Origin of the sequence: Burkholderia sp. AU31652 (assembly GCF_002223155.1) — a bacterium.
In the GTDB taxonomy this organism is placed as follows: domain Bacteria; phylum Pseudomonadota; class Gammaproteobacteria; order Burkholderiales; family Burkholderiaceae; genus Burkholderia.
On record NZ_NKFG01000006.1, the window covers coordinates 1 to 22011 of the forward strand.

General features: G+C 66.7%; 20 protein-coding genes. 5 read left to right on the forward strand and 15 right to left on the reverse strand.

Going from position 1 to position 22011, the window contains the following annotated elements; translation table 11 throughout:
* Positions 1-283 precede the first annotated feature (283 nt).
* Genes CFB40_RS30090 through phnS form a run of 7 tightly spaced genes read right to left on the reverse strand, consistent with a single transcriptional unit; the run spans position 284 to position 7572 of the window.
* The gene (locus tag CFB40_RS30090) at positions 284-838 is read right to left on the reverse strand and encodes a phosphonate degradation HD-domain oxygenase (RefSeq protein ID WP_089433355.1); all 555 of its coding nucleotides are present in this window, start codon (positions 836-838) and stop codon (positions 284-286) included.
* 4 nt (positions 839-842) lie between these two features.
* On the reverse strand, positions 843-2297 hold the full coding sequence (gene phnY, locus CFB40_RS30095) for a phosphonoacetaldehyde dehydrogenase (RefSeq protein WP_089433356.1): 1455 nt from the start codon (positions 2295-2297) through the stop codon (positions 843-845).
* Positions 2294-3601, reverse strand: a complete 1308-nt coding sequence (gene phnA / locus CFB40_RS30100) for a phosphonoacetate hydrolase (protein ID WP_089433357.1) — start codon at positions 3599-3601, stop codon at positions 2294-2296. The genes phnY and phnA overlap by 4 nt, the downstream gene beginning before the upstream one ends.
* A complete protein-coding gene (gene phnV, locus CFB40_RS30105; RefSeq protein ID WP_089429024.1) occupies positions 3598-4458 on the reverse strand; it encodes a 2-aminoethylphosphonate ABC transport system, membrane component PhnV in 861 nt (286 codons plus the stop codon). The genes phnA and phnV overlap by 4 nt, the downstream gene beginning before the upstream one ends.
* On the reverse strand, positions 4448-5368 hold the full coding sequence (locus CFB40_RS30110; RefSeq protein ID WP_089433358.1) for a 2-aminoethylphosphonate ABC transporter permease subunit: 921 nt from the start codon (positions 5366-5368) through the stop codon (positions 4448-4450). Before CFB40_RS30110 ends, phnV begins: the two co-directional genes overlap by 11 nt.
* Positions 5346-6449, reverse strand: a complete 1104-nt coding sequence (phnT, locus tag CFB40_RS30115; protein WP_174974178.1) for a 2-aminoethylphosphonate ABC transport system ATP-binding subunit PhnT — start codon at positions 6447-6449, stop codon at positions 5346-5348. The genes CFB40_RS30110 and phnT overlap by 23 nt, the downstream gene beginning before the upstream one ends.
* A gap of 34 nt (positions 6450-6483) precedes the next feature.
* A complete protein-coding gene (phnS, locus tag CFB40_RS30120) occupies positions 6484-7572 on the reverse strand; it encodes a 2-aminoethylphosphonate ABC transporter substrate-binding protein (RefSeq protein ID WP_089429023.1) in 1089 nt (362 codons plus the stop codon).
* A 259-nt stretch (positions 7573-7831) separates the two neighbouring features.
* On the opposite strand from phnS, the gene CFB40_RS30125 reads away from it, so the two are divergent.
* On the forward strand, positions 7832-8941 hold the full coding sequence (locus CFB40_RS30125; protein WP_089433359.1) for a 2-aminoethylphosphonate--pyruvate transaminase: 1110 nt from the start codon (positions 7832-7834) through the stop codon (positions 8939-8941).
* A gap of 282 nt (positions 8942-9223) precedes the next feature.
* Here CFB40_RS30125 and CFB40_RS30130 read toward each other — a convergent pair whose 3' ends face one another.
* The 4 genes from CFB40_RS30130 to aroQ all read right to left on the reverse strand — a co-directional run bounded on the left by CFB40_RS30130 (position 9224) and on the right by aroQ (position 13063).
* Positions 9224-10249: an IS110 family transposase gene (locus CFB40_RS30130; protein WP_089431894.1), complete on the reverse strand. Its 1026-nt coding sequence runs from the start codon at positions 10247-10249 to the stop codon at positions 9224-9226.
* A gap of 131 nt (positions 10250-10380) precedes the next feature.
* Entirely contained in the window at positions 10381-11724 is a 1344-nt protein-coding gene (locus tag CFB40_RS30135) for an MFS transporter (protein WP_089429021.1), read from the reverse strand.
* A 32-nt stretch (positions 11725-11756) separates the two neighbouring features.
* The gene (locus CFB40_RS30140) at positions 11757-12611 is read right to left on the reverse strand and encodes a shikimate dehydrogenase (RefSeq protein ID WP_089429020.1); all 855 of its coding nucleotides are present in this window, start codon (positions 12609-12611) and stop codon (positions 11757-11759) included.
* Positions 12608-13063 (reverse strand): type II 3-dehydroquinate dehydratase, encoded by a 456-nt coding sequence (gene aroQ / locus CFB40_RS30145; RefSeq protein WP_089429019.1) that lies wholly within the window; start codon positions 13061-13063, stop codon positions 12608-12610. Before aroQ ends, CFB40_RS30140 begins: the two co-directional genes overlap by 4 nt.
* Before the next feature lie 256 nt (positions 13064-13319).
* On the opposite strand from aroQ, the gene CFB40_RS30150 reads away from it, so the two are divergent.
* Both CFB40_RS30150 and CFB40_RS30155 read left to right on the forward strand, forming a co-directional pair.
* The gene (locus CFB40_RS30150; RefSeq protein ID WP_089433360.1) at positions 13320-15212 is read left to right on the forward strand and encodes a bifunctional sugar phosphate isomerase/epimerase/4-hydroxyphenylpyruvate dioxygenase family protein; all 1893 of its coding nucleotides are present in this window, start codon (positions 13320-13322) and stop codon (positions 15210-15212) included.
* Positions 15213-15500: 288 nt separating this feature from the next.
* Positions 15501-15764: a hypothetical protein gene (locus CFB40_RS30155; RefSeq protein WP_039367795.1), complete on the forward strand. Its 264-nt coding sequence runs from the start codon at positions 15501-15503 to the stop codon at positions 15762-15764.
* A 79-nt stretch (positions 15765-15843) separates the two neighbouring features.
* Here the strand turns inward: CFB40_RS30155 and CFB40_RS30160 are convergent, their stop codons facing one another.
* Positions 15844-16638: an AraC family transcriptional regulator gene (locus CFB40_RS30160; protein WP_089429017.1), complete on the reverse strand. Its 795-nt coding sequence runs from the start codon at positions 16636-16638 to the stop codon at positions 15844-15846.
* Positions 16639-17296: 658 nt separating this feature from the next.
* Here CFB40_RS30160 and CFB40_RS30170 point away from each other — a divergent pair.
* Together CFB40_RS30170 and CFB40_RS30175 are read left to right on the forward strand one after the other, a co-directional pair.
* Positions 17297-18433, forward strand: a complete 1137-nt coding sequence (locus CFB40_RS30170) for a branched-chain amino acid ABC transporter substrate-binding protein (protein ID WP_089433550.1) — start codon at positions 17297-17299, stop codon at positions 18431-18433.
* Positions 18434-18762: 329 nt separating this feature from the next.
* Entirely contained in the window at positions 18763-20070 is a 1308-nt protein-coding gene (locus CFB40_RS30175) for an MFS transporter (RefSeq protein ID WP_089429015.1), read from the forward strand.
* Between the two features lie 133 nt (positions 20071-20203).
* Here the strand turns inward: CFB40_RS30175 and CFB40_RS30180 are convergent, their stop codons facing one another.
* The 3 genes from CFB40_RS30180 to CFB40_RS30190 form a co-directional block, all read right to left on the reverse strand.
* Entirely contained in the window at positions 20204-20641 is a 438-nt protein-coding gene (locus CFB40_RS30180) for a DoxX family protein (protein WP_069260786.1), read from the reverse strand.
* Between the two features lie 193 nt (positions 20642-20834).
* Positions 20835-21290, reverse strand: a complete 456-nt coding sequence (locus tag CFB40_RS30185) for an RbsD/FucU family protein (protein ID WP_089429014.1) — start codon at positions 21288-21290, stop codon at positions 20835-20837.
* A gap of 79 nt (positions 21291-21369) precedes the next feature.
* Positions 21370-21762, reverse strand: a complete 393-nt coding sequence (locus CFB40_RS30190) for a nuclear transport factor 2 family protein (RefSeq protein ID WP_089429013.1) — start codon at positions 21760-21762, stop codon at positions 21370-21372.
* Positions 21763-22011 lie beyond the last annotated feature (249 nt).

Below are 22011 nucleotides of genomic sequence, written 5' to 3' on the forward strand. Positions count from 1 at the left end.
TTTCAGCAGCAGAGAAGCGAGATTATGAACCGTGTTTCGCAGTTCGTCAACAACTTTTTACACTACATCGTTGCGACTGCGGGGTTCAACTTCCAGGCCAGTGGCGCGCTCCAGACTCCAGCACACCGCCTACCTTGCTTCCCTTCTCCCGCGCTGCGTTTCCGTTAGCGCGAAAGAGGCGTGATTGTAGGCAGCCTCTTCGATCTGCGCAAGGGGTTTCTCAAAAAATATAAGGCCCCGTACGCTGCCGCGTACGGGGCCTTATATAGAGGCAGCCGAACCGTCAGGCCGCCGCGCGCACCTGGCGCGCGACGATCTCCATATAGTGATCGAGATCCGGCGTCACCTTGCCTTCTTCCTTCGCCGTATCGTCCCAGCGGCGCAGCCGCAGTGCGTCCTGCGCGAACGGGCGCTGCAGGAACGCCGCCGCCTCCTCTTCATTGAAGATGCCGCCCTGCAGCGCGAGGCTGCGCACCGAGTCAGGCGACAGGCTCTCGAAGTAGCCGGCGTCCGTGCGGCACAGGCAGCGCTTCGCGTCGACGTGCAGCCGGATCGGCTCCAGCACCGCGTCGGGGAACAGCGGCCGCAGGAACGGCAGCACGTAATACTGATGCAGATCGTCGATCCCGCGCGCGCTCGGCGTCTCGCCCTGGCGATTCAGCAGATGCCCGAGGTCATGCAGGAATGCCGCCGCGACCAGCGCTTCGTCCGCCCCCGCCTCTTCGGCCAGCAACCCGCTCTGCAATGCATGCTCGAGTTGCGTGACCGGCTCGCCGCTATAGGCCACATGGCCATGCTCGCGATACAGCCCGTGGATCTCTTCCACCGTCAATGCCATTCATTCACTCCCAAGGCAGCGAAAACGTCTTCAGGTTCGTGAAGCTCTTCATCGCCTCCTGAACGCCTTCCTTGTAACCGAGCCCCGAATCCTTGATCCCGCCGAACGGCGACAGCTCGATCCGGTAGCCGGGCACCTCCCATACATTCACCGTGCCGACGTTCAGCTCGTTCACGAACCGCACGACCGCCGCCGTGCTGTCGGTACAGACGCCCGACGACAGCCCGAACGCCGTCCCGTTGCTGATCCGGATCGCGTCGTCGATCGTGTCGAACGTGATCACCGGCGATACCGGGCCGAAGGTCTCCTCGCGCACGAGCGTCATCGACGGATCGACGTTGTCGAGCACGGTCGGCGCATACAGCGCGCCGCGCCGCACATTGCCGGTCAACAAGCGCGCGCCCTGCGCGACCGCCTCTTCCACTCGCGCCTCGAACAGCCGCGCCGCTTCCTCGTCGATCACCGTGCCCATTTCGTTCGCGGGATCGAACGGATCGCCGTACTTCCATGCACGCGTCTTCTCGACGAGCAACTCGGTAAACGCCGGCGCGATCGAACGCTGCACCAGCATCCGCTTGACGGCCGTGCAGCGCTGGCCCGAATTCCGGTACGACCCGAGCACCGCCAGCGACGTCGCGCGGTCGAGATCGGCATCGTCGAGCACGATCAGCGGATCGTTGCCGCCCAGTTCCAGCACGATGCGGCGGTAGCCGGCCCGCGCGGCAATCACCTTGCCGATCGCCACGCCGCCCGTGAAGGTAATCAGCGACGCGTGCGGATGCGTGACGAGTTCGTCCGCGATCTCGCGCGGATCGCCGGTCAGCACCTGCAGCATCGGCTCCGGCAGCCCGGCTTCATACAGCAGGTCGGCCAGGTAGAACGCCGACAGCGGCACCTTCTCCGACGGCTTCACGATCACGCGGTTGTTGGTCGCGATCGCCGGCGCGATCTTGTGCGCCACCTGGTTCATCGGATGATTGAACGGCGTGATCGCGACGATCACACCGTCGAGCGGCTGCCGCTGCGAGAACACGCGGCGCGCCTTGCCGTGGGGCGTCAGGTCGCACGAGAAACTCTGCGCGTCGTCGCGCAGCGACTCGACCGCCGCAAACTTCAACACGTCGGCCACGCGGCCGATCTCGTAGCGCGAGTCCTGTTTCGACAGCCCCGATTCGAGCGTGATCAGGTCGGACGCTTCCTCGGTGCGCTCGCGCAGCAGCGCGGCCGCACGCTCGAGGATCTGCGAACGCTCGTACCGCGTGAGCTTCGGCCGGTACGCCATCGCATAGTCGAATGCCGCGCGCACATCGTCGACGCTCGCCAGCGGCACCGTCCCGACGCGCGTGCCCGTGTAAGGGTCCATGACGTCGAGCGTGCGTTCCCGCGTCGCGCGCGTGCCGCACCAGCGCAGCGCCTCTGCACGAAACGCCGGGTGATCGTGTCGGGGATGAGCCATCATGTCGCGACCCGGTTCAGCACGAAATCGAACACGTCGAAGTTGCGCGGGCGACGCGCGGGATCGGCCGGCTCGATACGGCGATTGAACAGCAGCGGCACTTCCTGCTCCGACACGCCGCCATGCGAACGCAGCGGCACCGTGAGGCCCGATAGATCGTGTTCGCGCTCGCGCGTGCCGAGCGTCATGTCACGGCGGCCGATTACGACGAGATCGCCGATCCGGTCGGCCGGCAGCTCGAAACGGGCGGCGGCTTCCGCGTTGTCGAGCACGAGCTCGACGCCGTCGAGGCCGCCGACGCGCCACATCGCCTCGGCGCGGTCCACGCCAGGCGCCAGATAGACGGTCGCAAACGAGCCAAGCGCGCCGTGGTGCACGACGTACGGATCCGTGATCGGCAGGATCACGCGCGCGGCCTGCGCGCCGTACCAGCCGTCGAATGCGTCCTGCAGATAGATGACGTTCGGCCGGCCCGTCGCGGGATCGTGCTTGGCGTTCATCCCGTGGTCGGCCGTGAGGCCGATCGCCCAGCCGAGCGCGTCGAGCTGCGCAAGGTAGCCATCCATCATCGCGTAGAACGCGTTCGCGCCGGCACTCCCCGGCTCGCACTTGTGCTGTACGTAATCGGTGGTCGACAGGTACATCAGGTCGACCTGGCGCGTCTGCGCAAGCCGCACGCCGGCCGCGAACACGAATTCGGACAACGCCGCGCTGTAGACGTCCGGCGACGGCAGGCCGACCCAGTCGAGCACGTCGACGATCCCGTTTTCCGCGAGATTCGCCTGCGCGGCCTTCTCGGCCGAAAAGCAGATGCCGTTCAGTTGCCAGCCGAGCAGCCGGCGCAGCTTGTCCTTCGCCGTCACGACGGCGACCCGCGCACCGGCGTCGGCCGCCGCCGCGAGCAGCGTGCCGGCCCGCAGGTAGGCCGGGTCGTTCATCATGACTTCGGCGCCGCGTCCGCCGTCGGCGGTCGGATCCCAGAAATAGTTGCCGCAGATACCGTGGACCGCCGGCGGCACGCCGCAGACGATCGACAGGTTGTTCGGGTTGGTGAAGGTCGGCACGACGCAGTCGGCGCGCCAGGCCGTGCCTTCCGCGATCATCCGGCCGATGAACGGCGCGACGCCCGCTGCCACCGCCCGTTCGAGATAGTCGTACTCGCAGCCGTCGACGCAGACGACGACGGTCGGCTCGACCGGCAGCCGGTAATGCCGGCCGTTGACGTCGACGGAACGTCCCGCGAGCCCCGTCGATGCGCCGGCCGCCGACGCTTCACCAGGCTGGCGCAAGGCGAACGCGGCGTTCATGATGCCACCCGCTTGCCGCGCGGCACGCGCGCAGCGATCAGCAGCAGCGCCGCGAGCGACGCGCCGAGCATCAGCAGCGACAGTGCCGATGCCGGAAGGTAATACCCGCGCTCCACCTGGCCGATCACGACGATCGGCACGGTGGCGAAGCCGGGCGGATAAACCGTCAGCGTCGCGCCGAGCTCACCGAGCGACAGCGCGAAACCGAGCGCGAGGCTCGCGCGCAGCGCCGGCACGAGCTGCGGCAGCAGCACGCGGTGCAGCACCATCGCGGGCGGGGCACCGAGGCTTGCCGCCGCTTCGCGCAGCACGGTCAGTTCCGGACGCAGCGCGGCGGCCGCGCAGCGATAGCAGAACGGCAAGATCAGCGCGAGCTGCACGAGCACGACGATCGCCGCCGAGCTCGACAGGTCGACCGGCTTCTGGTGATACGCGATCAGCACCGCGAGCCCCAGCACAACGCTAGGCACACCGTTCGGCACCATCACGAGCGCGTCGACCACCGCGCCAAGGCCGCGCCGGTCACGTCCCTCGAGCGCCAGCGCGAGCCACAGCCCGAGAATCGTGCCGACCGCCGACACGCCGAAGCCGATTTCCAGGCTCGTCAGCAGCGCATCGTATTCCGGCGACCCGAGCCGCTCGAACCAGCGCAGGCTGTAGCCGGCCGGCAGAATCGTGCCCGACCACTGCGTCGACACGCTCGACAGCGCGACGACGATGACCGGCAACACGAACAGCCAGAAGCACGCGAACGCGGCCAGCGCGAGCGCCGCGCGCGACGCATGCTTGAGCACCGTGTCGCCCCAGCCGATCTGGTGGCGCGGCACGGCTTGCCCGATACGGAATTCAGCGGACATCGTTCCCTCCCGTCGCACGCCGGTTCACCCAGCGATAAACCGCATACAGCGCCAGCGACAGCGCGAGCATCACGACCGCGCCTGCCGACGCGGTCGGCAGGTCGAGGTCGACCGTCGCGCTGCTGTAGATCGCAACCGGCAGCGTCACGAGCCGCGCGCTGCCGAGCACGAGCAGAATCCCGAATTCGTTCAGCGTCAGCAGGAAGCACAGCACGGTGCCGGCAGCGATGCCCGGCCATGCGATCGGCAGCACGACGCGACGTGCCAGCATCCAGCCGGACGCGCCGAGGCTGCGCGCGGCTTCGATCAGCCGCAGGTCGAGCGTCGCGAACGACGCGAGCGTCGGGCGCACGACGAACGGCGTATAGAACACGGTCTGCGCGAGGATCACGCCGCCGATGCCGAACAGGAAATCGAGCGGCGGATTCTCGAGATGGAACAGGTGCTGCAACGCGATGCTGATCGAGCCTTGCGAGCCGTACAGGAAGATCAGCGTGAACGCGACGAGGAACGACGGGAACGCGACGTACAGTTCCAGGAAACGCGTGACGAGCGACGCGCCCGGAAACGGCTTGAAGAACAGCAGCGCGGCCAGCAGCACGCCGAGCACCGACGCGGTGCCGGCGCTCGCGAACAGCACGCCGAGTGTGGTCAGCAGCACGCTGCGCGTATCGGGGTTGCCGAAGAACGTGCGGTACGCGGCGAAACTCAGCCCATGGTCGCCCGACACGCTCAGCAGCACGAGCCGCACCAGCGGATAGACGACGAGCGGTCCGAGCAGGACGATCGCGAGCGCGGCCAGGTGCAGGTCGCCCATGCGCTTGCGGCGCCGCGCGGCGGCAGCGTGCGCAGCGGCCGACGCGAGCACGTGCGGCGGCAGGCCGGCTTCAGGGCTCGATAAGGACGACATCGTCTGCCTCGCAATGCAGGGAAACGCGCGCACCGCGCTCGGGAGCCGCACCGCGGCCGCGTTGCATCGTGACGCGCACCGGCTCGTCGGGCGCCGCATCGATCGTGACCGCGATCGACAGGTCCGCGCCTTGCCATTCGACCGACGACACCGTGCCGTGCAGCCCGCCTGCGGCGGGCGGCATCAGGGTCAGGCGCTCGGGGCGCACGCAGGCCACCTTGCCGCGCACTTCGTGGCGCGGATCGCCGAGCGGGAAGATCACGTGCGGCGGCAGCAGGTTCGCCGGGCCGAGATAGCGTGCGACGTAGCCGTCCTGCGGCGCGTCGTACAGCTGCTGCGGCGTGCCGAGTTGCGCGATGTGGCCGTCGCGCATCAGCAGCGCGCGATCGGACAGCACGAGTGCATCGTCGCGGTCATGCGTGACGCAGACGACGGTCAGGTTCGGCAGGCGCTCGTGCAGCGCCTTCAGTTCGCTGCGCACCGAGGCGCGCAGGTTGGCGTCGAGCGCCGACAGCGGCTCGTCGAGCAGCAGCACGTCCGGCTCGATCACGAGCGCACGCGCCAGCGCGACGCGCTGCTGCATCCCGCCCGACAGTTGCGCGGGTAGGTGATGGCCCGCATCGCCGAGCTGCACGAGCTTCAGCGCATCGGCGACGCGGCGCGTCACTTCCGACGACGCCATGCCGCGTGCGCGCAGCCCGAATGCGACGTTCTCGAACACCGTCAGGTGCGGGAACAGCGCGTAATTCTGGAACAGCAGACCAAGATTGCGCTTGTGCGGCGGCGCATAGGTCAGGTCGCGTCCGGCAACGGTCAGCGTGCCGGTCAGGCCGTCGGCCTTCACGAACCCGGCGATGAAGCGCAGCAGCGTGGTCTTGCCGCAGCCGCTCTTGCCGAGCACGGTCAGAAATTCACCGGCACCGATCGACAGCGACAGATCTTCCAGCACCGTGCGTGCGCCGTAGCGCACGCTCAGGTGTTCGATCTGCACGCCGCCCGGCGCGCCGGACCGCAGCGTAGCCTGCGGTTCGGCGGCGCCGAATGCGCCGGGATGGGTCAGGGCGGTTTCCACCGGGTTCATCCTCTTGCTCACAAATACAGGCGGCGTGCGCCGATCACTTCGGCTTGACGACGTCGAGCTGCTTGCCCGAGCTGCCGATCACGTCCTTCTTCCAGCGCTCGATCCACACCGGCTTCTTCGCCATCACCTGGGTCCAGTCGACCGGGATCAGCTTCACGCCCGCGATCGCCTTCTTGACCGCTTCGCCGTTCTTGCCGGCCAGCGGCACGTCCGTGCGGCCCGGGATGCCGTACATGTCAGGCACCTTCGACTGCACGTCCGTCGACATCAGGTAGTCGATCAGCTTCTTGCCGGCGTCCTGGTTCGGGCCGCTCTTGATCAGGCCGATGCCGTACGGGAGCTGGAACGTGGTCGGCTGGTCGCCTTCCTTCGCGGCCAGGAAGATCGGCTTGACGGACAGCGCGCCGTGTTCGGCATCGTCGAGGTCCATCTGCAGGTCGCCGTTCGCGACGCTGATTTCGTTACGCGACAGCAGCACGTTCAGGTAGCCCGTGCCCTTCGTGTGGAACTTCACGCTCTGTGACAGCTTCGCGAGGTAGTCGAACGCCTTGTCCTCGCCCATCAGCGACGTCGTCAGGATCAGCACGGCCATCCCGTCGCCGGCGGTGGCCGGGTTCGAGTACGCGACCTTGCCGGCGTAGGCCGGCGCGAGCAGGTCGGCGAACGTCTTCGGCTGGCTCTTCACGACGTCCGGGTTGATCGCGAACGAGAAGTAGTTGTTCACGAACGTTGCCCACGTGCCGTCTTCAGCCTTCGCGATGGCCGGCACGTTCTTGTAGTTCACGCTCTGGTACGGCTGCAGCAGGCCCATCTGGCCAGCTTGCTGAATGAACGGCGGCAGCGTGACGATCACGTCGGCCTTCGGGGAGTTCTTCTCGATGTTCGCGCGGTTGACGACTTCACCGCTGCCCGCCGTCACGATGTTGACCTTGACGCCTTCCTTCTTCTCGAAAGCCGGCAGCACATCGCGATAGAGGTTCTCGAGGCCGTCTGCCGTATACAGCACGACCGCGTTCGCCGCATGTGCGGGCAGCGCGGCGCCCATCAGGCCGGCGACGCTGGCGGCCAGCGCAAGCTTGCGGAACGCGCCGGCAGCGGCGCGCGAGGGTTTCTGCAGTGTCATCTGACTTCTCCGTAGGCGGAACACCAAATGGCCGGGGCACGATCCGGCTCTCCTGTTATCTCCGGGCAAGGCCGATCGACGGCCCGCCTCGCTACCGCGCCGAGGTTAGGTTTCGCGCGGCAAGCGAAGGATCACAGCGTTCGATGACAAACCCGTGACGAATGCGGCAATTTCCAAAAAATGACACATTTTGCCAATATCATGCAAGTCATTCAGAAATGCCGCCCGGCGTTTCTTCCGATCTTTGCAGAGGAAAACCATGTCCGATCCGATTCTTCTTACGCCTGGCCCGCTCACCACGTCCGCCACAACCCGCCACGCAATGCAACACGACTGGGGCTCGTGGGATGCCGCGTTCAATCAACTGACGGCCAGCGTCTGCGCGGATCTCGTCGCGATCGCGCACGGCGGCGACGAGTACGTGTGCGTGCCGATGCAGGGCAGCGGCACGTTCTCGGTCGAAGCCGCGCTCGGCACGCTGGTGCCGCGTGACGGCGTCGTGCTGGTGCCCGACAACGGCGCGTACTGCGCGCGCATCCTGAAGATCCTCGGCCGGCTCGGTATCGAAGCGATCGCCTTGCCGTTCGGCGAGGACGCGGCCGTCGATCCGGCCGCGCTCGAAGCCGCGTTCGCACGCGAGCCGCGCATCACGCATGTCGCGCAGGTGCATCTGGAGACGAGCGCCGGCATCCTGAACCCGCTCGACGACATCGCCGCCGTGTGCCGGCGCCACGGCAAGCGGCTGATCGTCGACGCAATGAGCTCGTTCGGCGCGCTGCCGATCACGCTGGCCGGCAGCGGCATCGATGCGCTGATCTCGGCGAGCGGCAAATGCCTGGAAGGCGTGCCGGGGATGGGGTTCGCGATCGTGCGGCGCGACGCGCTCGACGCGAGCGAAGGCAACTCGCCGTCGCTCGCGCTCGATCTGCACGATCAATATGCGTACCTGCGCAAGACGGGCCAGTGGCGCTTCACGCCGCCGACGCACGTGATCGCCGCGCTGCGCGCCGCACTCGATCAGTACCTCGCCGAAGGCGGCCAGCCGGCGCGCGGCGCGCGCTATGTGGACAACTGCCGGACGCTGGTCGAGTCGATGCACGCGCTCGGCTTCACGCCGTTCCTCGATCCGAGCGTGCAGGCGCCGGTGATCGTCACGTTCCACGCGCCCGACCACCCGGCCTACGATTTCCGCCGCTTCTACGACGCGGTGCGCGACGCGGGCTTCATCCTGTATCCGGGCAAGCTCACGCAGCTCGAGACGTTCCGTGTCGGCTGCATCGGCGCGATCGACTCGAACGATATCCGCCGCGCGGTAGCGGCCATTGCGCAGGCGGTCGAATCGCTCGGCATCGCAGTGCAGCGCGCATAAGCGCCGTACCACGCAAAAATCTATGGTCAGCCCGATTTTTGCAAGCGAGGCAGTGTTGACCTAAAGTGGACTTGCTCGAATCTATCCGGGGTCGCGGATGGGAAAGATCCCGCCCCATGATGGGAGCCGCGCCGGGCAAACCTCAAAAAGCCCACAGCATTGAGGTGCTGTTTTTTGTGTCAGGTTACTTGCCCGGCCGTTGAGTCGTTTATGCCTTCACGTATCTCGCGTCGCAAAACCAGAGGTGACTACTGAAACTGAAGCCGTAAGCGATAGGAAGCGTCAGACTGAGGGAACAGCCTCGATGCTCCGGTAGTGTGTCCCTTTGGCGAGGATGGCCCAGGCGATCCTCGCCAGTTTGTTGGCCAGGGCACAGGCCACCACGTTCGAGTGTCGTCGCGCCAACAGGCTGCGAATCCAGACGCCCAATGCATCCGTGCGGTGCTCGATGCGCTGCATGATGGCCCGCGCACATTGCACCAGCAGCCGTCGCAGTTCCTTGTCGCCACGCTTGCTGATGCCCAGTAGCGTTGGTTTGCCGCCGGTGCTGTACTGCCGCGGCACCAGACCGACCGAAGCTGCAAACTGCCTTGCTGAGCCATATTGCTGGGCATCGCCCAACTCTGACATCAACACGCTGGCGGTCATCGGGCCAATGCCAGGAATCTCGAGCAGTCGTTCGCTGCGTTCATCCTCGTGTAGCTGGGTAAGCAACTCACGTTCGAGCTGGTGGATCTGCTCGTCCAGATACTTGAAGTGCGCCTGCAAACGTTCGAGCACGACCACCAGCCTCGGCGGCAACGATTCTGCCTCGAGCACGGCAGGCAGTCGCCGGATCACTGCCATGCCGCGCGGCAAGCTGATACCGAACTCCAACAGAAACGCATGAATCTGATTGATCGTGCCGGTGCGGTCACGCACCAGCCGCTCGCGCACACGGTGCAAGGCTGAAACGATCTGCTGGGCTTCGTTGTGCGGGCTCACGAAACGCATGCTCGAACGAGCGGCTGCTTCGCAGATCGCCTGGGCGTCCGCGAAATCGTTCTTGTTGCCTTGCCGGAACGGTTTGACGAATTGCGGAGAAATCAGCTTGGCCTCATGGCCCAGCGCTTGAAGTCGACGTGCGATCCAGTGAGCACCGGCGCAGGCCTCCATGACCACAATGCAACGCGGAAAATTGCCCAGCAGCGTGAACATCTGGCTACGCGTGAGCTTTTTACGGAACGCCATCCTGCCTGACGCATCCTGTCCATGCAGGTGGAAGCAGTGCTTGCCGAGATCGATTCCGATCAGCGATACCGTGTCCATGATGGCCCTCCAGAAGGACAAAATCCTCACTCAGCGTAGTCCACTGAGTGAGGATCGGGCTGACCATCCTATTAAGCCCGGCGGCCTTGCGGCTGCCGGGCTAACGCACAGGATCTGCGTGGAGCCGGTGCTTACAGCTCGATCCGCTTGATGTCGCCGACCACGAAGATGTACGACGCCGCACCGACCAGCGCGATCACGCCGATGAACACGAGCGCGCCGACGAACGAGCCGGTCGACGCGACGATGAAGCCGACCACGAGCGGCGTGACGATGCCCGCCAGGTTCGCCGCGAAGTTGAAGATGCCGCCCGTGACGCCGAGCAGGCCGTCCGGCGCGATGTCCGACACGAGCGTCCAGCCGAGTGCAGCCATCCCCTGCGCGAAGAATGCGACCGACATGATCGCGATCACGGCTTCGTTGCTCTGCACGTAGTTCGCGAGAATGATCGTCGATGCGAGCAGCAGGCCCGCGATGATCGGCAGCTTGCGCGCGAGGTTCGCGGACTTGCCGCGACGCAGCAGCCAGTCGGAGAAGATCCCGCCGAACATCACGCCGACCGACGCGGCGATGAACGGCATCACCGCGAAGAAGCCGATCTTCAGCCAGCCCATGTGGCGTTCGGTGGCGAGGTAGGTCGGGAACCAGGTCAGGAAGAACACGAGCGTCGAGTTGCCGGCGAACTGGCCGAGGCAGATGCCCGCGAGCTGGCGCTTCTTCACCAGTTTGCCGACCATCGACCAGCTGAACTTGGCCTGCGCTGGCTTGTCGCCCTTGTCGCCGCTCTTGCGCGCACCGTGTACGAGACCGCCGCCCGCCTCGATATAGGCCAGCTCCTCCGAATTCGCACCCGGATGGTTGCGCGGCTCGTGATAGAACTTCCACCAGACCAGGCCGAACACGATACCCACCGCGCCGACGACCCAGAACAGCGAGCGCCAGCCGAACGCCCCCATCAGCGCGAACAGCACCGGGCTGAAGAACGCGAGGCCGATGTACTCGCCGACGGTGTAGGTCCCCGTCGCCATCGCACGCTCGTTCTGCGGGAACCACGTCGCGACGACGCGGCTGTTGGTCGGGAAGCACGGCGCTTCCGTCACCCCGAGGCCGAGCCGGCACGCGAGCAGCGTCGCGACGCCCGGCACGAAGCCTTGCAGGAACGTGCACAACGACCACAGCGTCATCGACCAGTAATAGGTGATCTTGCTGCCGAAGCGGTCGAGGAACAGGCCGCCGGGAACCTGCATCGCGACATACGTCCACGAAAATGCGGAAAACATGATGCCCATCACGGCCGCGTTGATGCCGAGCTCCTTGGTGAGCTGAGGCGCAGCCACCCCCAGCACGGTGCGGTCGAGATAGTTGATCATCGTGCCGATCGCGAGCAGCGCGAGAATCTTGTAGCGCGCCGAAGTGCGCCGGACGGTGCCGGACGCCTGCGCCGGCGCGGCGCTCGTGTGGGTGGTGTGCTGCATGGTCGTCTCCTGGTCTCTCTTTATGGAAGGGGTCAGCGCGCGACGAGCGACTGAAAGTGTTCGAACATCCGCTCGGCGTCGGGCGTGCGTCCGGTGAAGATCTCGAACGCGTCGACCGCCTGGTAGACGGCCATCCCGCCGCCCGGCAACGTGGCGCAACCGGCCGCGCGCGCCGCGTGGATCAGTTCGGTTTCGAGCGGGAAGTACACGATGTCGGCCACCCACATGCCCGCGTGGAGCAGTTCGGCCGGCAGCGGCAGGCCCGGATGCTTGGCCATGCCGGTGGGCGTGCAGTGGATCAGGCCCGTCGCGGCGCGCATCGAGGCCGCGAGATCGTCGCCCTGCACGACGCGGGCCGCCGGGAAGCGCTGCTGCAGCTCGGCGGCGAGCGCGGCGGCGCGCGTACCGTCGACATCGAAAATCGTCAGTTCGGCCGCGCCCATCTGCAGCGCTGCGTGCGCCACGGCCGCGCCCGCGCCGCCCGCGCCGAGCTGGACGACGCGTTCGAGCGACGCGCCGGGCAACCCGCGGCGGAACGATTTCGCGAAACCCGACCAGTCGGTGTTGTGGCCGATCCGCTTGCCGTCCTTGAACAGCACGGTGTTCACCGCGCCGAGCGCGCGCGCATCGTCCGACAATTCATCGAGGTGCTCGATTACGCGCTGCTTGCACGGATGCGTGATGTTCAGCCCGTTGAAGCCCATCCGCTGCGCGGCGTCGAGCAGTTGCGGCAGCGCGTCGACGGTCACGCCCAGCACGTCGAGATCGATGCGCCGGTAGACATAGCCGAACCCCTGGCGGAAGCCTTCTTCCTCGTGCATCGCGGGCGACAGCGAGCCGCCGATGCCCTGGCCGATCAGGCCGATCAGAAACGACGGGCGGCTCATCGCGCGGCTCCCTGCGCGAACAGCGTCGCCAGACGCTGCAGCGCGAACACGTAGCCTTCGGTGCCGCAGCCGCAGATCACGGCTTCGGCGAGCGCCGACACATAGGAATGGTGCCGGAACGCCTCGCGGCGATGCACGTTCGAGATATGCACTTCGATCACCGGCTTCGCGATCGCGGAAAGCGCATCGGCCAGCGCCACCGACGTATGCGTATAGGCGGCCGGGTTGATCACGATGCCGTGCGTGTCATGACGCGCGGCATGCAGCCAGTCGATCAGCTGGTGCTCGGCGTTCGACTGGCGGAAGTCGATTTCCAGCCCGAGCGCCTCGCCCGCCGTACGGCAGCGCTGCTCGACATCGGCGAGCGTTTCCGCGCCGTAGATATGGGGCTCGCGTGTGCCCAACAAATTCAGGTTCGGGCCGTTCAGCACGAGCACCTTGTGCTTGCTCATCGTGTTTCTGCTCCTGAAACAGGGGCGGACCACGATCGGCGCCGCCCCGAAGACATCGGAATGTGGCGCTAGTGTGCGCCCGTGCAAGCGGGCTGTCTTTTCGGGTTTTCGCTAATTTGTACCACCTAGTTAGTTTGTACAATACGCATCACCAGCCTAGTAAATTCGGGATATGGCGCCCGTCAGGAACTCAACGACTGGTTCATTCAGGGTCGGTTCGGCCGACGCCATGCCCGCTCATCCTCAGGAATCGCCCATGCAGCGCTCGATCGCCACCGTGTCACTGTCCGGCACGCTCGCCGAGAAACTCGCCGCCGTCCAGGCCGCAGGCTTCGACGGCGTCGAAATCTTCGAAAACGACCTCGTCTACTTCGATGGATCGCCGGCCGACGTCCGGCGCATGGCCGCCGATCTCGGCCTCGACATCGTGCTGTTCCAGCCGTTTCGCGACTTCGAGGGGGTGAGCGCGGCCCAGCTCGCCCGCAACCTCGACCGGATCAAGCGCAAGTTCGACGTGATGCATGCGCTCGGCACCGACCGCATCCTGGTGTGCAGCAACGTGTCGGCCGACACGATCGCGGACGACGGGCTACTCGTCGACCAGCTCGGCGCGCTCGCCGAAGCCGCGCGGCAGGCCGGCGTGGTCGCGGCGTACGAAGCGCTCGCGTGGGGCCGCGTCGTGAAGCGCTACGGCCATGCGTGGAAACTCGTGAATGCCGTGAACAGCCCGCACCTCGGCCTGGCGCTCGACAGCTTCCACACGCTGTCGCTCGACGATTCGCCGGACGCGATCGCGGACATCCCCGGCGACCGGATCGCGTTCGTGCAGATCGCCGATGCGCCGAAGCTCGTGATGGACGTGCTCGAATGGAGCCGCCATTTCCGCTCGTTCCCGGGCCAGGGCGACTTCGACCTCGCACGCTTCACCGCGCGCGTGATCCAGTCGGGCTATACGGGGCCGCTGTCGCTCGAGATCTTCAACGACGGCTTCCGCGCCGCGCCGACCGCGATCACCGCCGCCGACGGGCATCGTTCGCTGCTTTATCTGGAAGAACTGACGCGCGAGCGGCTCGCGCAGGACGGCCGCGCACCGGCCGCCGGCCAACCGCTGTTCGCGCCGCCGGCGCCGCCCGCGCACGTCGGGTTCCAGTTCATCGAATTCGCGGTCGACGCGCAGGCGGCGACGACCGTCGGCGAATGGCTCGGCCGGATGCGCTTCCGGCTCGCGGGCCGCCATCGCTCGAAGGACGTGACGCTGTTCCAGCACGGCGCCGCGTCGATCGTGCTGAACGCGGAGCGCGACTCGTTCGCCGATGCGTTCTTCCAGCAGCACGGGCTGTCGCTGTGCGCATCGGCATTCCGTGTCGACGACGCGAAAGTGGCGTTCGAACGCGCGGCCGGCTTCGGCTATGCGCCGTTCTCCGGCCGCGTCGGGCCGAACGAGCGCGTGCTGCCGAGCGTGCAGGCGCCGGACGGCAGCCTCGAATACTTCGTCGACGAAGCGCCGAACGCGCCGACGCTGTACGAATCGGATTTCGTGCTGACCGACATCGACGGCCCGAGCGAAGTCGGCCCGCTCACGGGTATCGACCACGTATGCCTTGCGCTGCCGGCCGACGCGCTCGATACGTGGATCCTGTTCTTCAAGACGGCATTCGGCTTCGAGGCCGAGCGCAGCTGGCTCGTGCCCGACCCGTACGGGCTGATGCGCAGCCGCGCGGTGCGCAGCGCCGACGGCTCGGTGCGGATCGCGCTGAACGCGTCGGTCGACCGGCACACGGCGGTCGCCGAATCGCTCGACCGCTACCACGGCACGGGGCTGAACCACGTTGCGTTCCGCACGGACGACATCGTGAAGACGGTCGCCGCGTTCGCGGCCGACGGCATTCCGTTCCTGCGCATTCCGCCGAACTACTACGACGATCTCGCCGCGCGCTACGCGCTGTCGGACGAGCTGATCGACACGCTGAGCACGCATCACCTGCTGTACGACCGCGACGAGCACGGCGGCGAATTCCTGCACGCGTATACAGAATTGGTCGACAACCGCTTCTCGCTCGAGATCGTCGAGCGGCGCGGCGGATACGACGGCTACGGCGCGACGAATGCGGCCGTGCGCCTCGCCGCACAGGCGCAGCGCAGGAAATAAGGGAAGGAAGCCGACAGGGATTCAAGGGGCGCATCACATCCTCGGCCCGCGGCTGCTTCAAAGGGCCGCGTCCTGCGCGCACCATCGTGGTGAATCGCTCGGCCGCGCCCCCGCCCGCGCGGCTCGCCGCGATCGGGCCGGAAACCGCTTCCCATATGGCGTTACATCCCGTAACCCATACCGCAGCGCAGCATCCCGTCGCCCCGTGCGGTTTTAAGAATCGCTTAAGTCTTCGACGGCACCATCCGCAGCCAGTACCCGATGGTTATCTCGAAAAGGAGGAAAGCGATGAGCGCCGTAGAAGCACCCGCGGGCCGCCCGGCCGCGCCCCCTGCAAAGAAGACGATGCTGCGCCGCCTGCTCAGTCATCATGAAATCGCGACGCTGCTCGTGCTGCTGCACGCACCGATCGGCGCCAATGCCAAACCCGAACTGCCTGCGCTGCAGGAAGCCGGTCTCGTCGAGATGGTCAAGCTCGACACCGAAACGGCACCCAGCTTCCGGCTGACCGAAGACGGCACCGCCGTCCTGAAAGGGCTCGGCTACCGCTGAGCCGCCGTTTTCATCCCTTTCCCGTTTTCCCGCATCACCCCGATTCCCAGCGACTCGCCGGCCCTGTCGGCGTGTCGCGTCACCCTGCCCGCTCCTGCAGCATCAACCGGTATTCCGTCGGCGTGACGCCGACCGTCGCCTTGAACTGGCGCGTGAACGCGCTGTGATCCGTATAGCCGCATAGCGCCGCGACGTCGGTCACCTTGTCGTGCGTGACGAGCAGCGCGGTGGCCGCGTCGAGCCGCGTCTTCAGCAGCACCTGGCGCGGCGTCAGGTGGAACACCTTGTGGAAGTAGCGTTCGAGCTGCGCGACCGACATTCCCGCCATCTGCGCGAGCTGCTTCAGGTTCAGCGGCTGCACGTAGTGATCCTGGATGTGCTGCACGACGTCGGCGAGCCGGCTGTACGCCGGGTGCGATCCCTCGTGCGCCTTCAGGTCGCGCGAGATGCCCGCGAGGCCGACCACCCTGCCCGCGGCGTCGCGCAGCGGCTCCTTGCAGGTCAGGCACCAGCCCGGCTGACGGCCCGGATACAGGTGCAGTTCGAGCTGGTCCACCAGTTGCTGGCCGGCGTTGATCGTCGCCATGTCCTGCTCGAAATAGCTGCGGCCGAAGCGGCGCGGAAACACTTCGTCGGCCGTCTTGCCGAGCAGGTCGCGCTTGTCCTTGTAGCCGCAGCGCATCGCCAGCGTGCGATTGACGATCGCGTAGCGGCCGCCCGCATCCTTCACGAAGAACGCGACGTCCGGCAGTGCATCGAACACCGGTTCGAGCAGGCGGAAGTGCGCAAGCATCGCGCCGAAATCGGCGTTGTCGGGCTGGTAGCGCAACGGTTCGGACAGGCTCATGGGCGGTACGGCAAGCAAGGGCGTCATCCCGGCAACCGCAATGCGAGTGGCAGATGGCGTCGATTATAGAAGCGCCCCTTCGATCGCGTCGCGCCGATCGCAAAGGCGGGCAAGTTGGCGGCGGCCGTCGCAACGTACCGCCGATCGGCCGGCATCGTCATGCGACATAGGTTGCGCGCGCAACCACTGCGTCGAGCGTGCGGCGGCCCGCCGCGAATCCGCTTGTGTCGACGCAGCCACCCCGCGTGCGTCGGTGGCGGCACGCCACGCGCGGACTGGCGCATTCGCACACCGGCACCGTACGCTCGAACTCGCCAGCATAGAAATGCGGACGTGCAGCGTCTTGGCGCGTTTGCGCATTCGGCGTGACGATTTCGGCATATATCAGGGTTATCGACGATATGCCGATATCGTCGCCGGCCGCGCATCGAACGCGCAAGACGCACGCATTTTCGCTATCTAGACTTCGCTTCACGGTCACGAGACGACCTCACGCCGCGGCAGCAATCGGCATGCATGGCCTGCGGCATCGGCCATCAGGTGCGCCGATTCCGGCACAGCCCGGGCAGCACGCGGCACGCACGCATGGCCCTCGCATCGGCCTGCCGACCGAACCGTCTCGCCCGGTTTACCGGCGCCGGCCCGCCAGCCGGCGGCCCAACCACGCCATCAAGGGGAAGTGAAAGTGAAGCTGAAGGTATCGCACGTCGCGCTGGCCGCTGCCTGCGCACTGTCGGGCGCGCACGCCATCGCCGCCGACGTCGTCAAGATCGGTTTCGCCGCACCGCTGACCGGCCCGCAGTCGAACTACGGCACGGACATGCAGAAGGGCGTGCAGCTCGCGATCGCCGATTTCAACGCGACGCGTCCGACGATCGGCGGCAAGCCCGTCACGTTCCAGCTCGACTCGCAGGACGACCAGGCCGACCCGCGCACGGGCACGACCGTCGCGCAGCGGCTGATCGACGACAACGTCCGCGGGATCATCGGACACTTCAACTCGGGCACGAGCATTCCCGCGTCCGACCTGTACGATCGCGCGGGGCTGCCGCAGATCTCGATGGCCACGTCGCCGCAATACACGGCGCGCGGCTACAAGACGACCTACCGGCTGCTGACGAGCGACGCACAGGCGGGCCGCATCGTCGGCACGTACGCGGTGAAGACGCTGCGCTTCAAGCGCATCGCGATCATCGACGACCGCACGGCCTACGGCCAGGGCATCGCCGACGAATTCGCGAAGGCCGTCGAAGCGGCGGGCGGCACGATCATCAAGCGCGACTTCACGAACGACAAGGCGCTCGATTTCTCCGCGATCCTGACCAACCTCAAGGGGATGAACCCGGACGCGATCTTCTACGGCGGCGGCGACGCGCAATCGTCGCCGATGATCCGCAAGATGCGCCAGCTCGGGATGAAGTCGGCGTTCGTGACGGGCGAGATGTCGCGCTCGCCGACGTTCCTGAAGGTCGGCGGCGACGCGGCCGAAGGCGCGATCGTCTACATGGGCGGGCTGCCGAAGGAGAAGATGCCGGGCTTCGCCGGCTACGCGGCACGCTACAAGGCGCGCTTCAACGAAGACGTGATCACCTACTCGCCGTACTCGTACGACGGCACGATCGCGCTGCTCACCGCGATGAAGGACGCGAACTCGACCGACCCGAAGGTGTACACGCCGTATCTCGGCAAGGTGTCGGTCAAGGGCGTGTCGGCCCCCAGCATCGCGTACGACACGAAAGGCGACCTGAGGGATGCGCCGGTGACGATCTACAAGGTCGAGCACGGCGCGTTCAAGCCGGTCGATACGATCGCCGGCAACTGATACGCAAAACCCTGCCCCGCGCGGCGCGTCAGCGGCTCACCGGCCGCCCGCGCCGCGCGCGCTTCTGCGTCTGCTTCGGCTTCGCGATCCGAACCGTTCCTCGGCGCGCGCCCACGCGCGTGCATTTCGCGCTCCTGTAGAATCCCCCCACCCGCTTTGACGCTTCGTCTCCGCCGCGCCCCATCCCGGTGCGGCGGCGCGTGTTTCGTGCCTCACCCGGCACGCGGCACGCTTCGACGACGCAAGCCGCGCCTTGTCAGTCCATGCCGAAAAGCGGGCCCTGGAGACGCAGCACCGACAACACTATTCGAAAACCAATCGTCCTGACCATGCAAGCTTCCGAATTGAGCGGCGTGCCTCGCGCCGCCGAACGCGCGCTCACGCGCAGCGACTACAAGACCCTTGGCCTTGCCGCACTCGGCGGCGCCCTCGAGTTCTACGACTTCATCATCTTCGTGTTCTTCGCGCCGGCGATTGGGCAACTGTTCTTCCCGCACGACATTCCCGACTGGCTGCGCCAGTTGCAGACGTTCGGCATCTTCGCGGCCGGCTATCTCGCGCGTCCGCTCGGCGGCGTGATCATGGCGCACTTCGGCGACCTGTTCGGCCGCAAGCGGATGTTCACGCTGAGCGTGCTGATGATGTCCGTGCCGACGCTGCTGATGGGCCTGCTGCCGACCTACGACACGATCGGCATCCTCGCGCCGGTGTTGCTGCTGCTGTTCCGCGTGCTGCAGGGCGCGGCCGTCGGCGGCGAAGTGCCGGGCGCATGGGTGTTCGTGTCCGAGCACGTGCCGTCGCGCCACATCGGCTATGCGTGCGGCACGCTGACCGCGGGCCTGACGGCCGGCATCCTGCTCGGCTCGCTGGTGGCCGCCGGCATCAACAGCCGCTACTCGAGCGCCGAAGTCGGCGCGTTCGCGTGGCGCATCCCGTTCCTGCTCGGCGGCGTGTTCGGCCTGTTCTCGGTGTACCTGCGCCGCTGGCTGCACGAGACGCCGGTGTTCGCCGAGATGAAGGCGAAGAAGGCGCTCGCGGCCGAGATTCCGCTGAAGGCCGTGCTGCGCGACCACGGCCGCGCGGTGATCGTGTCGATGTTGCTCACGTGGATGCTGTCGGCCGCGATCGTCGTCGTGATCCTGATGACGCCCGCGCTGCTGCAGAAGCAGTTCCACCTGACACCCGCGACGACGCTGTTCGCGAACAGCGTCGCGACGCTGTGCCTGACGGCCGGCTGCATCACCGCGGGTTCGCTCGCGGGCTGGATCGGCGCGAAGCGCGTGCTCGGCATCGGCGGCATCGGGCTGGCCGCGTGCTACTACCTGCTGTTCGTGCAAGTCGCGGCCGACGCGTCGACGCTGCCGCTCTACTACGGAATCGCGGGCTTCATGGTCGGCACGATCGGCGCGGTGCCGTTCGTGATGGTCAAGAGCTTCCCGGCCGTCGTGCGCTTCTCGGGCATCTCGTTCTCGTACAACGTCGCGTATGCGATCTTCGGCGGCCTCACGCCGGTGATCGTGTCGCTGATGATGAAGTCGAATCCGCTCGCACCGGTGGTGTATGTCGCGGCGATCTGCGTGGTCGGCGCGATCGCCGTGCAGTTCTCGAAGGATGCGAAGGAGGATTCGCCGCACTGAGCGGCGACGATGCGCGTGCGGTGGCGTCCAGCACCGCGTTGAATGACCGAATGCACGCGCTCCATGAACAAAGGGCCGAATCCCGCGGGATTCGGCCCTTTTGTTTTGCTTCAGCGCAACGGCGTGCGTGCGATCAGCGCAGGCTGCCGTACGTCGTACTCGGCCGACGCAGGCCGTCGATGCTCGCGCCGCCGGCGCCGGTGACGAACAGCAGCAGGAAACCGCCGGCGATCGCGATGTTCTTCCAGAAATGGATCACCATGTCGTGCTGGACCGCGGCGTCCGTCGCGTCCCAGAAATTGTGCCCGACCATCGCGGTCGCGACCGTGTAGAACGCCATCAGCAGCGCGAGCGGCTTCACCTTGTAGCCGACGATCAGCAGCAGCCCGCCGAGCCCCTCGATCGCGACGACGATCGGCCCGATCACCTGCGGATACGGCACGTTCAGCCCATGCAGGTAGCCGATGAAATCCCCGTAGCCGAGCAGCTTCATCACGCCGCCCCACAGGAACAACGCCGCCAGCGCCAGGCGCGCGAAAAAAATGACGCCGGAATCGACGGAACGCGTCATGCCTCTCTCCTCGTATGCAATTCGGCCGGCCGCTCGGGGCACACCCGGGTGGTTCGGCGCCGCGCGACCCTGCGGGGCCCGCGGCAAATGGGCCAGCATAGACAGAGTTTCGGCCGTGTCCAAGAAAAAGGTTGTAGCAAATCTTTACACGGCGGCGGCCGCGCGGCCCGAAGGCGGCGGGATGAAAAGGCGTTTAGCCCGCGTCGCTCAACAACACGCCCTTCTTGAAGATGAAGCAGCCGTAGCCGCGCAGCTCGCCGGTGACGATCACCGCGTAGGCCTGCTGCGCGCGCTCGTAGAACGCGAACCGGTCGATGCCCGCGAGCGGCACCGCGCGCCCCTCCGCATGGTCGATCTCGGCCTGCACTTCGCGCTGCACGGGCGGCACCGCCGCCGCATCGCCGACGACTTCCATCCGCCACGCGGGGGTGTCGACGAACGTGTCGAGTGGCAGCACGGACAGCACCGCGCGCGCGACGCGCGCCGAATCGGCGCCGTCGATCCGCAACGCGCGGCCGACCACCGTGTGCTCCGCGACGGATTCCGCCGGGAAATTCGCATCGCAGATCGCGATTTCGTCACCGTGGCCCATCGCGCGCAGCGTGTGCAGGATGTCGGCGTGCAGCAGCGGGTCGAGATTCTTCAGCATGTCGGCTAGTCTCCGGGATCAGGAACGAATCGCATAACGTTACCCGATCCCGGTGGCCGCTGCGCATGCGTCGCTCGCGTCACGACGCCGCGGCCGGCATTTCGTCGATGAAACCCGTCACTGACGCGAGGCGGCCCGACGCGTCAACGGTGCCGAAGTCCGAGCCCTTCACGATCGCCGCGCCGTCGGGCGACACGAGCGCCCACGAGAACCTCAGGTGCTGGCCGAAGCCGTCGACGTCGGTCGTGCGGCGGAAGCGGAATGCGGGGAAACGCGCCTGCACGGCCGCGATCATCGCGTCGATGCCCGCGTGGCCGTCGCCGGCCATCAGCGGATCGCGATAGGCCGCGTCGCTCGCGTAGGTCGCGTCGATCAGCGCACGGCGGCGCGCGACGTCGGGTTCGTTCCAGGCGTCGAAGTAGCGGTCGATCAGGTCGGCGTGAACGGAAGAAGCGGATTGGGCGGTGTTCATGGCGAGGCTCCTAGTGTCGATGAGAGGACGATGTCGCGAACGTGGCGTGTTGCGTGTTCGCGTGCAGTCATCGTCGCCGGCCGCGCGCGGGCAGTCGATTACGTGCGGGGTAAGGAAATCGCGCCGGTCGCTTCGAGCCCATGGCTGCTCCGCACGCCGGACGTGGGCCGCCATGCATCAGTTCTCCTCATCGTGGACATCCAGCCGACACGTGCTCCACCGCAATGAAAACGGGCGCCCTCGGGCGCC